9 protein-coding genes are annotated in these 14,358 nt (G+C 60.2%); 6 read left to right on the top strand and 3 right to left on the bottom strand.

From position 1 onward, the window contains the following. Positions 1-716: 716 nt before the first annotated feature. The 3 genes from AC0L2U_RS31215 to AC0L2U_RS31205 form a co-directional block, all read right to left on the bottom strand. Positions 717-1,478, bottom strand: coding sequence for an enoyl-CoA hydratase/isomerase family protein (locus AC0L2U_RS31215; RefSeq protein ID WP_473603227.1), 762 nt, complete (start codon positions 1,476-1,478; stop codon positions 717-719). 246 nt (positions 1,479-1,724) lie between these two features. Then, on the bottom strand, positions 1,725-2,987 hold the full coding sequence (locus tag AC0L2U_RS31210) for a D-amino acid dehydrogenase (RefSeq protein ID WP_473603226.1): 1,263 nt from the start codon (positions 2,985-2,987) through the stop codon (positions 1,725-1,727). A gap of 104 nt (positions 2,988-3,091) precedes the next feature. Continuing rightward, entirely contained in the window at positions 3,092-6,673 is a 3,582-nt protein-coding gene (locus tag AC0L2U_RS31205) for a hydantoinase B/oxoprolinase family protein (RefSeq protein ID WP_473603225.1), read from the bottom strand. 1,395 nt (positions 6,674-8,068) lie between these two features. Here AC0L2U_RS31205 and AC0L2U_RS31200 point away from each other — a divergent pair. From AC0L2U_RS31200 to AC0L2U_RS31175, 6 genes are read left to right on the top strand one after another with little or no spacing between them, the layout of a single operon-like run. Then, positions 8,069-8,902, top strand: a complete 834-nt coding sequence (locus AC0L2U_RS31200; RefSeq protein WP_473603224.1) for an ABC transporter permease — start codon at positions 8,069-8,071, stop codon at positions 8,900-8,902. Next, complete coding sequence (locus tag AC0L2U_RS31195; protein WP_473603223.1) at positions 8,899-9,711, top strand: ABC transporter permease; 813 nt, start codon at positions 8,899-8,901, stop codon at positions 9,709-9,711. The genes AC0L2U_RS31200 and AC0L2U_RS31195 overlap by 4 nt, the downstream gene beginning before the upstream one ends. Positions 9,712-9,746: 35 nt before the next feature. Further along, positions 9,747-10,826, top strand: coding sequence for a hypothetical protein (locus AC0L2U_RS31190; RefSeq protein ID WP_473603221.1), 1,080 nt, complete (start codon positions 9,747-9,749; stop codon positions 10,824-10,826). Beyond that, positions 10,814-12,415 carry an AMP-binding protein gene (locus AC0L2U_RS31185; RefSeq protein WP_473603220.1) on the top strand — a complete coding sequence of 534 codons (1,602 nt, stop codon included), beginning with the start codon at positions 10,814-10,816 and terminating at the stop codon, positions 12,413-12,415. Before AC0L2U_RS31190 ends, AC0L2U_RS31185 begins: the two co-directional genes overlap by 13 nt. Continuing rightward, positions 12,412-13,200: an SDR family NAD(P)-dependent oxidoreductase gene (locus tag AC0L2U_RS31180; protein ID WP_473603219.1), complete on the top strand. Its 789-nt coding sequence runs from the start codon at positions 12,412-12,414 to the stop codon at positions 13,198-13,200. The genes AC0L2U_RS31185 and AC0L2U_RS31180 overlap by 4 nt, the downstream gene beginning before the upstream one ends. Beyond that, a complete protein-coding gene (locus AC0L2U_RS31175; protein WP_473603218.1) occupies positions 13,193-14,290 on the top strand; it encodes an ABC transporter ATP-binding protein in 1,098 nt (365 codons plus the stop codon). The genes AC0L2U_RS31180 and AC0L2U_RS31175 overlap by 8 nt, the downstream gene beginning before the upstream one ends. Positions 14,291-14,358: the final 68 nt, after the last annotated feature.

Genomic DNA, 14,358 nt, shown 5'->3' with positions numbered 1-14,358 from the left:
ACGTATGACTCCAAGGGCGTGAAGGTCGTGGGCGGCCACATCAAACTGCCGGAAGGCCCCGGCCTTGGGGTCGTGCCCGAAGATGGGATTTTTGGCGAGTCTGAACTTTCCTTCAGCTGAGTTTGCCAACGCTTCAAATTGAAGTTCGGCAGAGTACGGGCAAGCCGGGCCGGGTGTCACGCGGTCGAGGCCTTCTCTCGAAGCGGCTGAGCCGGGCGAAGGTGCTCGACTCCTTCGCTGCGCAGCGCCATGCACCGTGGCTATGGAAGCCTGCGGCCGTGCGCATCTTTGGGGCCGTCGGCCGCGTACAGGGTTCGGGACAGTTCCTCTGCACGCCGCAGCCCGTCTGAGCCATTGGCTCGCCTTACTTGCTGGATTCGCGATCAGCTTCTTTTGGTGCAAGCGATGCAGAGGAGCAGAGGATCCCAATCGGCCCATTCCAGCGCTTTCGGGCGCGCCCTTTCTCCATGCAGCGTTAGCCAAAGAAGGCCCCAGAACGGCACTGTCAGGCGCTTCTACTGTGAGAGCCACGACCAACTCCGGCAGCACCTTCCCGCGCGGTCGGATGGTAAGGAAACAAATCTCATCTTAAGGGCCGGTTCACTCCTGCAGATAGTCCCCCCGGTGAGGAGACACCGGCAAGACGTGCCGCGAAAGGCCGGCGGCGAAGGGACCGGACAGCGGGCAAGGATATCCATGGCTAAATGGTCGTTTTCTCACGACGCATCCTGGGACAAAAACCTTTCTATCATCTGTCGCGATTCACCGGAGCCATAGGCTTCACGATGAATGCGCACCGCGGCCTCAAGGCACTCACGGAATCCAACCTCGGTCATTTCTCGCAGCCTCTGCTTATTCAAACGCATAGCTGTCGGAGGCTTAGCCGCGAGCTCTCGCGCTAACGAGAGGGACACCTCCATTACCTTTTCCTCTGGAACAATCTTGTTGATGATCCCAATTGAATGACATTCAGTTGCATCCATTAGACGGCCGCTCAGGGTCAAATCTGTCGTTCGGGCAAGCCCAAGGATTTCCCTCATGATCCACGGCCCTGTCACACTCGCTATGCCGGAGTTGACTTCGGGTTGACCCATTCGGACTCGTTCATGGCCAATTCGGAAGTCACAAAGGAGCGCCACTTGAAATGCTGAACCAGCAGCGACTCCGTTCAGGGCCGCGATGAGCGGCTTAGTGAGCGAGCGAATTACACCATACAAGCGTTTCCACTCACCGATCCATGCGGCCCCCTTGTCGCCGTCAAAAGCCATGGCTTCATTGAGATCTTGGCCAGAGCTGAATGCGCGACTGCCAGCTCCTGTTAATATAATGGCGCGCACTGTTTCGTCTCGCTCCAGTTCACTGAAAGCATCAACCAATTGACTCCGCATTGGTGTATGCCAAGCGTTCAGGATCTCCGGCCTGTTTAGAGTAATCACAGCGATGTTGTCATGCCTTTCGAGGAGAATGTAATTGTCCATCTCTGTCCTGTTCTATTTGAATCGCAATGCAGCACGTTCTTGGTCGGCCGGCCGTTCAGGCCAACCGTCATTCCCCGCTCGATAGCTGATGTCCCGGTTTATCGCGCTATCGCGCGCTTGAAATGAAATCGAGAGGCGGGTAGGCTTCCGATTGCCGATCGCCAGTAGCCACCCGGTCTCGACGGGTCGTCGCTTCCCAATTGCCTTCGCGTTGTATGTTGCCGCGCCCAATGCGTGTCGCAATAGCTAAAGCACATAGTTCGCTGGATCGACTCGATTGTTCAATACACGGCCGTGCGTGATGAAATCCGTAATCAACTTTGCTGATCCGCAGGCCATCGTCCATCCCAGTGGTCCGTGACCGGTATTCAGGAAAAGGTTAGTGTAAAGCGTTGGTCCAACGAGAGGTGGGCCGCCAGGCGTCATCGGGCGTAAGCCGGACCAGTTAAGCACGGCATCTGCGTCGATGTGGGAGGCCAAGGCAGGCAAGATTTTTAGAACGTCATTCAGAACGCGCCATCCTTCTTTGGCATCGACGCGCGTATTGTATCTAGCAAATTCGGCTCGGCCACCCATGCGTAGCCGATCACCCATCGGCACCATCATCGCATGATACCCATCATCCATGACTGGTCGCGTTGGTCCGCCTCGCCAGCCGTTTAATGCCACTGTAACAGAGTACCCTTTAACGGGGAGGATCGGTAGCTTGATACCGAGAGGTCGGGCTAAGAACGGACTGTAGCTACCAAGCGAAAGAACAAACGCATCGGCGCGGATGTCTCCCTGTGAGGTGACAACATGTGAGATCTTCGTAGAAGAAGCTTTGGCGATCCGGAGAACACTGGTGTTCATCAAGAACTCGGCGCCCAATTCGGTTGCCAGGCGAGCCATTTCGTTCGTGAACTTGTGTGCGTCCCCACTTTCGTCGTTGGGAAAGAATACGGCACCAGCGTAGCGATCGATAACGGGACCAAGACAGGGTTCTTTCTCAAGGATTTGACCTTGATCGAGGGTTTCGAATTGAACGCCCCATTCCTGCATGTCGCGGCATTTTTGAACGAACTCAGACTTCCGCCCACCGCGCGGAAATAAACGCATTGTGCCTCGTGTCGTCTGATCATAGTTAATGCGAGTTGTTTCGCGAATACTGCGGAGCGTATCCAAACTCAGGCTGGCAAGCCTGATGATTGCAATCATATTGCTTTTGTGGCGGTCATAAGTTGAGTTAGCCAGAAATCTAAAGCCCCAGCCGACCATAGAGGGTACCGCCCCCGGATTGATTTTGAGGGGCGAACTGCTGTCAAAAAGCATTTTTCCCAGACGCTTCACTGTCCCTGGGGAATTCCAAGGACTAGCGTCGCTTGGGGTCATCAAACCGCCATTTGCGAAACTCGTTTCCATTCCTGGTCGACCACAGCGATCAATCACTGTTACGTCATATCCATCTTTCGCAAGCATATAAGCCGTTGCACTACCTACTACGCCGGCACCGAGCACAACAACTTTCATCTCTTTGAGACCTTAAGCTTTCTTCTGGTCCGAGCAGTACCCGGAACTACTGACGAGTTGTGGCGGCACGTCATCGGAGCCCAAGCCGCCGGGAGAGGCGGCGCTCAAGGCGCGCCGTAGCCGCCGCCACCAGGCGTCTTAATGATGCAAATATCGCCCGCGCGGACTTCGCAGGAATCGTTGCCGGCAAGGATTTGCGTTTCACCGGAGGCACGCTGAACCAGATTCTCGCCCGGCTGGCCGGGCTCGCCGCCGGCAAGGCCAAAGGCACGTGTGCGCCGGTGAGATGACAGCACCGTCACCGTCATCGGCTCCAAGAAGCGCAGCCTGCGAACCGCGCCGTCGCCGCCGCGATAGAGGCCTTGGCCCCCCGAGTCTCGGCGTACGGAAAACTCCTCGACACGCACCGGGTAACGGGTCTCTAGCACCTCGGGATCGGTCATTCGGGTGTTCGTCATATGCGATTGGACCGCGCTCGCGCCGTCGAAACCATTGCCCGCGCCGGTGCCGCCACAGATTGTTTCGTAGTTCTGATGCACGTCGTTGCCATAAACGAAATTGTTCATTGTGCCCTGCGAACCGGCGAGAACGCCAAGGGCCCCGTATAGTGTTTCGGTGATCCCCTGGCTGACCTCGGTATTGCCGGCGATAACCGCCGCTGGATAGCGCGGGTTGATCATTGTGCCTTCCGGCACATTCAGGCTAATCGGCTTCAGGCATCCCTCATTCATGGGAATATCCGACCCTACCAGCGTGCGAAAGACATAGAGGACGGCCGCCTTGCAGATCGCCAGTGGTGCGTTGTAGTTGCCATCGTCCTGAGCTGAGGTTCCGCTGAAATCGATGCTCGCGGAGCGTTTCTCGCGGTCGATCCGAATGGCGACGCGGATGACCGCACCGCCATCGAGTTCATAGGCGAACTCGCTGTCGGTGAGGACCTCTATGACCCGCCGCACGCATTCCTCGGCATTGTCCTGCACGTGCTTCATGTAGGCGTGCATGACGTCGCGGCCGAACTTGGCGAGCATCTTTTGCAATTCGCGCACGCCCGTAGCGTTCGCCGCCACCTGGGCGGCGAGGTCGGCGATATTCTGGTCTATGTTGCGGCAGGGATAGGGACCGCTGGAGAGCAGTTCGCGGGTTTCTTCTTTGCGGAAGCGACCATCGCGGACGAGGTAGAAATCCTCGATCAGCACGCCTTCCTCGTCTATATGCTTGCTGTCGGGGGGAGCGGAGCCTGGCGTGCGCCCCCCGATATCCGCATGATGGCCGCGCGAGGCAACGGCAAAGAGGATACTCCTGCCTTCTGCATCGAATACCGGCGTGATGACCGTCACGTCGGGCAGATGCGTGCCGCCATTGTAAGGATTGTTCATCATCAAGACGTCGCCCGGGCTGAGCTTGTCGCGATGGTTGCGCAGCACGGTGCGAACACTCTCGCCCATCGATCCCAGATGTACCGGCACATGCGGTGCGTTGGCGACGAGATTGCCCTCGGCATCGAAGATTGCGCAGGAGAAGTCAAGGCGCTCCTTGATATTTACCGAATAAGCCGTGTTCTGTAGCGTTACCCCCATTTGCTCGGCGATCGACATGAAGAGATTGTTGAAGACCTCCAACATCAGCGGGTCGGCCTCTGTGCCGATTGCCTCCGCCCGTTTCAGCGGCACAACCCGGCGCAGCATCAGGTTTCCGTAATCGACAATCTCTGCCTGCCAGCCAGGCTCGACAACATTGGTGCCGGTCGGCTCGGTAATGATTGCGGGGCCGTCCACCTTGTCACCAATGGAAAGAGCCAGGCGGTCGACCAGCGGTATTTTCAACCATTCGCCCGCGAGAAAGGTGTCGATCGTTTCTCGGTCGCGCGGCGCCCCGCCTCCATTGATGACGTTCGTCGCCGCCGTCACACCAGTCGCGAGGATCGCCTCGACGGTGATCAGCTCGACGACGAGATCCGCTCCCTCAGGGAAATAGCCGAAGCGACTGTGATGGGCCTCGCGGAAGGCGGCACGCATTTCGTCCGGCGACCCGTACGCGATGGGGAGCGCCTGATGCGCGCCGGCGGTACGGATGTGGGCGGCGGCCGTGAGGCGAATCCGGGCCGGATCGGCGCCTTGCCGCTCGACCTCCGTCAGCGCCTCCGCCGAGAGGGCAGCGACAACCGTCTCGAAGACGTCCACCGCATCCAGCGGTTCATTGACCTGCCGTTCGCGCATCGCCCTGATATCGGCGAGCCCCATGCCGAAAGCCGACAGCACGCCGGCGAATGGATGGATGAAAATGCTTTCCATGCCCAGCACGTCGGCAACAAGGCAGGCGTGCTGGCCACCAGCGCCGCCGAAGCAGTTCATCGTGTATTTGCTGATGTCGTGGCCGCGCTGGATGCTGATCTTCTTGATCGCGTTGGCCATGTTCTCGACCGCGATGCGCAGGAAGCCGTCGGCCAACTGCTCCGCGGTCTTATCGAGCCCGGTCTCGCCGGCGATCTCGCGCGCGAGATGAAGGAATTTGCCGCGCACCACCTCGGTATCGAGAGGCTGGTCAGCATGCGGGCCGAAGATATGCGGGAAAGCGCTCGGCTGCAACTTGCCGAGAAGCACGTTGCAATCCGTCACCGTCAGCGGTCCACCGCGGCGGTAGCTCGCCGGCCCGGGATCGGCGCCGGCACTTTCCGGACCGACCTGCATACGGCCGTTGCGGAAGCTCAGGATCGAGCCGCCGCCGGCAGCGACGGTGTGAATGCTCATCATGGGCGCACGGATACGCACGCCCGCAATCTCGGTCTCGAAGTCGCGTTCGTATTCGCCGCCAAAATGACAGACATCGGTGGAGGTCCCACCCATGTCGAAGCCGATCAGCCGGTCAATACCGACCGCCGCAGCGGTCCTCTCCATGCCGACGACGCCCCCGGCCGGTCCCGACAGGATCGCGTCCTTGCCCTGGAACAGGCGGGCATCTGTCAAGCCGCCGTTCGACTGCATGAACATGAGCGAGGTGGCGGCACCCAGCGCGTCGCTGACCTGGTCGACATAGCGGCGCAGCAACGGCGAGAGATAGGCGTCGACGACCGTGGTGTCTCCGCGCCCTACCAGCTTAATGAGACGGCTCGTCTCGTGGCTGAGTGAGACCTGCGAGAAGCCGACCTCACGGGCGATGCGACCGACGAGAATCTCGTGATCGGGGCTGTGGTATCCATGCATGAAGGCAACCGCGACGGAGCGGAAGCCGCGTGAATGAGCGCTGCTGAGGACACGGCGAATTTCCTCCGCATCCGTTGCAACGAGTACCTTGCCGTCGGCAGCCACGCGTTCGTCAATCTCAACGACCTCCTCATAGAGAAGCTGCGGGAGCTGAATGTGCAAATCAAACAGGCGAGGCCGGTTTTGATAGCCAATGCGCAGCACATCCCCCATGCCGCGCGTAGTGACGAACAGCGTCCGCTCGCCTTTGCGCTCGAGTAGCGCGTTGGTGGCTACCGTGGTCCCCATCCTGACTGACTCAACGGCGAAGTCGGGGATCGGCTGGCTGTCCGCCAATCCCAGCAGCTCGCGAATGCCCTGAATGGCGGCATCGCGGTATTTCTCGGGATTTTCGGAGAGCAGCTTGTGGGTCTTCAGCTCGCCCTCCGGTGTGCGCGCAACAATATCTGTGAAAGTGCCGCCACGATCCACCCAGAATTGCCACATTCGCCCGCGCTCCACTTTTTTCGACGATCAATCTGTCCGTATACCTAACGGATACCGGCTGGAGGAGTCAATGGCCTAGGCAGCGACGGATCCACGGCAAGCCCCCTCGGAGTTGACATCAAAGTGCGAACGCCGCGTCAATCAATCAGGATGAGAATGCCGGCGGCGTTCCTTTCGGGGCCGATCACCAGATGAGGCTTTTCATGAAGTTCCGGCGGACCCATACGACAGCCGTCGCGGCGGCACAGGCGTCGATCAGCACGGCCACGCCCACTTGCCTCTTTCATCTGCGATGCAGCCTACGATCAAGCGGACATCTACGGCACCGTCACCCAGCGCCATGCTGATGCTCAGGTGATTGTTCCACCCCGATCAACAGCGGTATCAAGCGATATGGCGGAGAGCGCGCCGACCCGCCGCGACCGCCATCTCCAATGCATTGCCGAGCATGGACGCGAGGGATACACTCGTCGCACCTGGAGGCCGCCATCGGCTGGCTTAAACGGATCGGTTGGTGAACGCACCGACGCAGCCTAGGCTTTCTTAAGCGATGCGGAAGCACTTCGGGCGTCCCAGCTAGAGCATACAGCGATGGTGACCCAGTCATATGACCTCGGTCCATCCGTAGCGTAGCGCATCTCCAATCACTCGTGCAACGCAGTCATGAGCTATTCCTGCGCGGAACCGCCGATTTCAAAGATCGCGCACACCAGAGGGCGAGTTGAGGACCCACAAGCTGCTGTCCGAAACCCCGAGAACTCGCCGGCGTGCGTATCCGTGCGCCCATCAAGCATTCACACCGTCGCAGCCGGCGGCGGCTCGATTCTGTGATGGTCGACATCGCGCCCTGCGCGCATGACTTTTGAGCCATCAAGGATTTTGGGCGAAGAAGGCCACCTAAAACGATACGTGCACCAACAGGGAATTACTCATGCGGCACCGCCTTCCTGCCACTTACCTGGATATTGTAAATTTCGCCCGCGCTCCACCATTTTCGACGATCAATTCTTCCATCCGTATACCTAACGGATACCGGATGGAAGTCAATGGCCTAGCCGCGACGGATCCCCGGCAAGCCGCCCCGGAGTTGACACAGTATCCAATTCGTGTACAGAAGTTGGCGAGTATGTAGCGGGTGCCCAAGGTCGTTTCGACGCCAGCGGAGCGAGGAGTTCGAACGGCGAAGGACCGCCCCCCCCCGGTGGAATTTGCCGGGCAGATTAACCGCTGCGCCTATGGTCGCCGCATCAGAGTCATAATTGCGAACAGGCCGCGTGAATCCGCTCGTCGCTTCGTGGAGATCGTTCCAGCAATGGCAAGTCGTCACTTCCAAGAAACCGCCCGTGCCGGAACCCCGCAACCCAAAAAAAATGCCACCAATGCGGCGATACGACCATGAGTCGATCGCAGAACATCCGCGCTGCATTCGTGTTCGTCTCGCCGGCGGCGGCAGTCGCCTTGGCAATCTCGGGGCTGCCGCTGATCTACATCTTCTACACCAGTCTCGACGGTCCGAATTTCTCCCTAACCTTCTTCGGCGAGGTGCTGAGCAGCAGGCTGTTCTCCAAGACGCTCTCCACAACGCTAGAAATATCGTTCAACTCCTCGACGCTCAGCCTGCTCATCGGCTACATCGTGGCGCTGCATCTCGCACGCCAGTCGCCGAGCCGGCGTACGCTGCTGCTGACGCTGGTGCTGCTGCCGTTCTGGACCAGCGTTCTGGTCAAATGCTATGCCTTCACCGTCATCCTCGGGCGCACCGGCATCATCAATTCGCTGCTCAGCTACGCGACAGGGACACAGGTCGCCATCCCTCTGGTGCTGAACCGGGTCGGCGTTATGGTCGGCATGACCAATTATCTGACGCCCTTCGTCGTCTTTCCTATACTCGCGAGTCTGCTCGCCATCGACTCTTCAGTCTATCGGGCTGCGCAGATCATGGGCGCTCGACCGGCGCGGATCTTCTGGACCGTCACCCTGCCGCTCAGCATGCCAGGGGTGTTCGCGGCCGCTTCCAGCGCCTTCGTGATGGCGCTCTCCTTCTTCATTATCCCGGCACTGCTCGGCGGTCCCAAGGACGCCATGCTGTCGAACCTCGTCGACTTCTACACACGCGAGACTCTCGATTGGAACATGGCATCGGCAGTCGGCGTGCTGCTGCTCGGCATGGTGCTGATCGTGGCCGTCCCGTTCCTGGTCTGGAAGCAGCGTGCGGGTAGAGTGGGATGAGCGAACATCTGCGCGACCCGCTGCAAAAGCGCCATGAATGGCTCGGCACCCTGCTGGTGATCCTTTGCTATGTCTTTCTGCTGGCGCCCATCATCATCATCGTACCGATCGCCTTCGGTTCGGCCGACGAGCTCTCTTTCCCGCCGCGGCAATATTCGCTGGACCTATTCCATATCTTCTTCAACTCGGCATCATGGACCGACCCGCTGTTTCAGAGCCTGAAGGTGGCAGTTATCAATACGGCGGTGACACTCCTGACCGCAGTCCCCGCCGCTTACGGGCTCGCGCGCTATTCCTTCCCGGGAAAGCGCCTCATCTCGGCGCTGATGTTCAGCCCGCTGATCGTGCCCACGATTATTACCGCGCTCGGCCTCTACCTCTATTTCTCCTATCTGCACATCACCGGCACGACCCTCGCGCTGGTACTCGGTCATGTCGTCCACACCACGCCCTTTGTGCTGGTGATCATGATGGCCGGCGTACGGAAGCTCGATCCAAACCTCGAATTCGGCGCCCAGCTTCTCGGCGCGGGCCGCATTCGTATGTTGATCTCCGTCGTCTTGCCGCAGCTTCTACCCTCGCTGATCGCCGCGGCGCTGTTCGCTTTCCTGATCTCCTTTGACGAAGTGGTGATCTCGTGGTTCCTCTCCGGCTCCTCGACCACCACTCTGCCGGTGAAGATGTTCAGTGCGATCCGCTGGGAGGTATCGCCGGTGATCGCCGCCGTCTCTACGCTGCTGACGGCGGTTTCGCTGGTCGTCTGTCTCATCCTCGCCGCCTTCAAGAACTCCTCGCCCATCCAGAACTGATCCGCTCGGCGATCATATGAAGAAAGGAAGCCCGCATGACCATCCCCTTGACGCAAGTGAGAACGGAAGAGACGCTCAATGAGCTTCGGGAGCGCACCGCGCTTGCGAGCAAATTCGCCTGGTACATGGTCTCCGGGATCACCTCGATGGTCTTTCGCGAGAAGGGCGAGGCCGCGCTCAACGAGATCTGGCGGCGACTGCTTTCCTCGGAGCAGAAGGAACGCTTCCTCGAAGCGCTGGACAAGCTCGAGATAGCTGGGAACCCGCCCGCGATTACCGCCGCGCTCTACCACTATTTCAGCAACGCGATCGGCGGGCTGAACATGCAGGTTGTCGTCGAAAGCCCAAAGAAGGCGTGGATACGTTACATGGCGCCCTGGGGCTCCTATCCGGGCATGGCGGCCCTCACGGTTCCGCCGTCGGTGCGCCGCACGATCCTGTCGACTTGGCATCCGCGCAACGGCGAATTCCTGAACTGCCCGCGCCTCGGCTGGGTGGCGACCAAATTCGTCGCCGAAGGCCACCCGTATGACGAGGGGTACTTCTTCGAATACGACCACAACCTGCGGCCCGAGGAACGCTTCCGCGTCGAGCATGTTGAGCACAGCCCGGAATTCATTCCGGAGAAGACGCCCAAGCTCAATCCGCAGACCTGGCCGGAAGCGCGAATCCTGAAGGGCGGCTATAATTACAGCGTTGACTATGTCCGCCATGTCATCTCGATCGTCTATAGCCTGTTCGACGCCTACGAGTCCTGCAACATCATCACCAAAGCCATGCGACTGCTCGGAGCCCAATTCACCGGGGAACTCGCCAACGCGACCGGTCACAAGGGCACCGACCCCAAGAGCATCGCCGACATGTTCGGAGCGATCTTCGCCGCCTTCCGCAACCCCGTCGAGATAACGGCGCAGGACAACACCGCGACGCTGACGCTCGGCGGGCTCGTGCCCTTCACCAGCGAGGCCGATCCTGAGTTGCGGGCCGCGGTCTTCGAGTTCTTCATCATGGCGGTGCGCCAGCGCAACGGTCACCTGTCCATCACCCGCAGCTTCGACGAGGCGGCGCTTAGTGAACGGTGGATCATCAAGGACGAAGGAGAATGGCTTTGGTAAAGCTCAACCGCGAGAGCGGCCCACCCTATTTCACAGACGACGAGACTGTCTCTTCGCTGCTTAAGGCGGCAGCGCGGGCGCGGCCTAACCACGTCTATCTGCGCTGGGCCGGCGGCAAACTGACTTGCGCGGGGCTGGAACAAGAATCCGGACGGCTGGCTGCAAGTATTGCTAGCCTCGGGGTGAAGCCTGGCGAACGCGTTGCGGTCATGCTCGGGCATCATCTCGATCATGTTCTTGTCTTCTTCGCCCTGATTCGGGTCGGTGCAGTACTCGTACCGGTAAACACGGCATTGAAGGGACCAAGCCTCAGCTATCAGCTAGGCCATTCGCAGCCCGCTCTCGTCATTGCCGACCGGGAGTTTGCCGAGGTACTCAACGAGCCCGTCGCGACAGCAAGGGTTGCCCAGGTTCTCTGGCGCGATGGCCCGGGCGACTTCACCGGAAATGATGGGGTCAAAATCGGCCCGGCCGGCGACCATCCTCCTGAAGTCCCCTTCAGATGGGACGACCTTCGGATTATCCTCTACACGTCGGGGACTACCGGCGCTCCAAAGGGTGTGCAGATGTCGGACCGCATGCTGCTCGCAAGCGCTCTAGGCTCGATCTGGATCTCCGGCGTCGAGCCCGGCGATACCTTACACTTCTGGGATCCGATCTATCATGTCTTCGGGGCCGAGGTGCTGGTGCTCGCGCTCATGGTGCCGGTGACCCTGTACATGGTACCACGCTTCAGCGCTTCACACTTTTGGCAGCAGGTGAAGGAAGCCGGTGCCTCGCACATCCATTATGTCGGCGGCGTCTTGCAGATGCTGCTGAAGCAACCCGAGAGCCCGCTCGACAAGACGCATGGGGCGCGCATCGCCTGGGGTGGCGGCTGCCCCGCTGATATCTGGACGCCGTTTGAGGAGCGTTTCGGCGTCGCGGTCCGCGAGGGCTACGGCATGACCGAGACCTGCAGCTTCTCGACCATCAACACCGAGGGTCGACGCGGCTCGACCGGCAAGGCCGTCGACTATTTCGAGGTTCAGATTGTCGACGAAGAGGGCAAGCAGTGCCCGCCGGGAGTCGCCGGCGAGATTCGGGTGGCTGAACGCGAGCCGGGCGTGCTCACCGTTGGCTATTTCGGCAACCCCGAGGCGACCGCGGACGCGCTGCACGACGGATGGCTCTACACTGGCGACCTAGCGACGATGGACGCGGACGGCTTTATCCGCTTCCACGGACGCAAGAAGGACAGCCTGCGGCGGCGCGGCGAGAATATCTCGGCCTGGGAAGTCGAGCGTGTGCTTAACGATCACCCGGAGGTCGCGGAATGCGCCCTCATCGGCGTTAAGAGCGATGTCGGCGACGACGATCTGAAGCTCTTCGTGCGGCGCAACGAGGGAAGCCGGGTCACGGCTTCCGAACTGCTCGAATGGAGCCGGGAGCGCCTACCGAAATTCCAGGTGCCGCGCTTCTGGGCGTTTCTCGACGAGTTCCGCAAGACGCCTACCCAGCGCATCCAGAAACAGTTCCTGTCTACCAGCATCGAGGACTGCGACTTCGATGCGGAAATCACCAAAGCGCCCGGAAGGATAATCAAATGAAGCTCGAAGGCAAGGTCGCGATTATTACCGGAGCGGCACAGGGAATCGGCGCGGGTGTAGCTCGCGAATTCCTCGCCGAAGGCTGCCGCGTCATGATCGCCGACATCCAAAAGGACAAGGGAGCGGCACTCGCAGCAGAACTGGGCGGCAGCGACGTCTGCCGCTTCTGCGAATGCGACGTAACCCGCTCCGACCAAGTGCAGGCCCTGCTGGATGCCACCGTAGCGGCATGGGGTGTGTTGCATATAGTCGTCTGCAATAGCGGTATCAGCCGCAACGGCACCATCCTTGAAATCACCGAGGAGGACTTCGACGAGGTGATCGCGGTCAACCTTAAGGGCGCCTTCCTCGTCGGCCGCGCCAGCGCACGCTGGATGGTCGACAACGGCGTACATGGCGCGATCATCAATATGAGTTCGATCAACGCCGTCATATGCAGCCCTACCATTGTTCCCTACGCGGTCAGCAAGGGTGGGCTCAACCAGCTCACCGCCGTTATGGCCCTTGGGCTCGCGCCGCACGGCATCCGCGTCAACGGCGTCGGCCCCGGCTCTATCGACACCGAACTGCTGAGCAAGATATTCAGCACCGATCCGGATGCCATGCGCGGCATACTCTCGCGCACGCCAATGCAGCGGCTAGGCACGGCGAAGGAGATCGGTCGCATCTGCGTGTTCCTGGCATCCGAGGATTCCAGCTACATGACGGGCCAGACAATCTACGCCGACGGTGGGCGGCTCAAGCTCGCCTATAATGTGCCGGTGAAGGAGCAGGCTGATGGCTGATGGCGCGCCGAGCGGTGACGCCCGACACAGCATTTCGCTGCGGGGACTGTCCAAATCCTTTGGGCAGATGACGGCGCTGTTACCCACCGACCTCGACGTTCGTAGCGGCGAGTTCTTGACTTTACTCGGGCCGTCGGGATCGGGCAAGAGTACGCTGCTTAACCTGATCGCCGGTGCGCTGGCGCCGAGTTCGGGGACGATCCGGCTCGACGGCAAGGACCTGACCAATGTCCCGCCGCGCGACCGAGGTCTCGGCATGGTGTTCCAGAACTACGCCTTGATGCCGCATATGACTGTCTTCGACAATGTCGCCTTCCCGCTGAAGGTGCGGCGGCAGCCGGCCCATGTCACCCGCGCGAAGGTCGCAGAGGCGCTGGCGCGCGTCGGCCTTACGGGTTTCGAGAAGCGCAAGCCGAAGCAGCTCTCCGGTGGCCAGCAGCAGCGCGTCGGCATCGCCCGTTGCATCGTCTATTCGCCGGCCATAATCCTCATGGATGAGCCCCTGGGCGCTCTCGATAAGAATCTGCGCGAACAGATGCAGGGCGAGATCAAGCGCCTTCACCAGGATCTCGGGACGACCTTCATATATGTGACGCACGACCAGGAGGAGGCGCTCAACATGTCGGACCGCATCTGCCTGATGAGCGTCGGGCGTATCGCGCAGCTGGGTACGCCCGATGACCTTTATTTCAGTCCCCGAAGCCGCTACGTTGCCGAGTTCCTCGGCGAATCCAACATTATCACCGGGCGGGCAGCCGGCAAGGCGGAGCTCACCATCGCCGAGGACTGTAATCTCGGCACTCAGCCGTTCGATCATCCAAAAGGGACCGAACTCGCCACTATGTTTCGCCCGGAGAAGCTGCGCATCCTGACAAACGGGGAAGAGCCGAGGCACGGCGAGAATACACTTTCAGGCTCCGTGAAGGAGATATCCTTCTTCGGCCGCTCGACCCGAATCTGCCTGACCACCGACGTCGGGTTCCGGCTCATCGCCACCGCGGCCTCGCTGCAGTCGGATGCGCGCCCGGAAATTGCCAGTAGGCTGCGCGTGAGCTGGAAGCCCGAAGACTCTGTCATCCTCGATCAATGATGGGCGGCGCACCTGAAAAGATGCATGCCAAAATAAAGACCAGCGCTGCCGGCGTGTTACGGCCAGAT

Source organism: Mesorhizobium sp. WSM4808, from assembly GCF_055811675.1.
This window is presented reverse-complemented; position numbering and strand designations above follow the sequence as displayed.

Excerpts from the sequence above, each read along its gene's own strand:
- AC0L2U_RS31215 (WP_473603227.1), bottom strand. The coding sequence starts at position 1,478 with ATGGACAATTACATTCTCCTCGAAAGGCATGACAACATCGCTGTGATT.
- AC0L2U_RS31210 (WP_473603226.1), bottom strand. The coding sequence starts at position 2,987 with ATGAAAGTTGTTGTGCTCGGTGCCGGCGTAGTAGGTAGTGCAACGGCT.
- AC0L2U_RS31205 (WP_473603225.1), bottom strand. The coding sequence starts at position 6,673 with ATGTGGCAATTCTGGGTGGATCGTGGCGGCACTTTCACAGATATTGTT.
- AC0L2U_RS31200 (WP_473603224.1), top strand. The coding sequence starts at position 8,069 with ATGAGTCGATCGCAGAACATCCGCGCTGCATTCGTGTTCGTCTCGCCG.
- AC0L2U_RS31195 (WP_473603223.1), top strand. The coding sequence starts at position 8,899 with ATGAGCGAACATCTGCGCGACCCGCTGCAAAAGCGCCATGAATGGCTC.
- AC0L2U_RS31190 (WP_473603221.1), top strand. The coding sequence starts at position 9,747 with ATGACCATCCCCTTGACGCAAGTGAGAACGGAAGAGACGCTCAATGAG.
- AC0L2U_RS31185 (WP_473603220.1), top strand. The coding sequence starts at position 10,814 with ATGGCTTTGGTAAAGCTCAACCGCGAGAGCGGCCCACCCTATTTCACA.
- AC0L2U_RS31180 (WP_473603219.1), top strand. The coding sequence starts at position 12,412 with ATGAAGCTCGAAGGCAAGGTCGCGATTATTACCGGAGCGGCACAGGGA.
- AC0L2U_RS31175 (WP_473603218.1), top strand. The coding sequence starts at position 13,193 with ATGGCTGATGGCGCGCCGAGCGGTGACGCCCGACACAGCATTTCGCTG.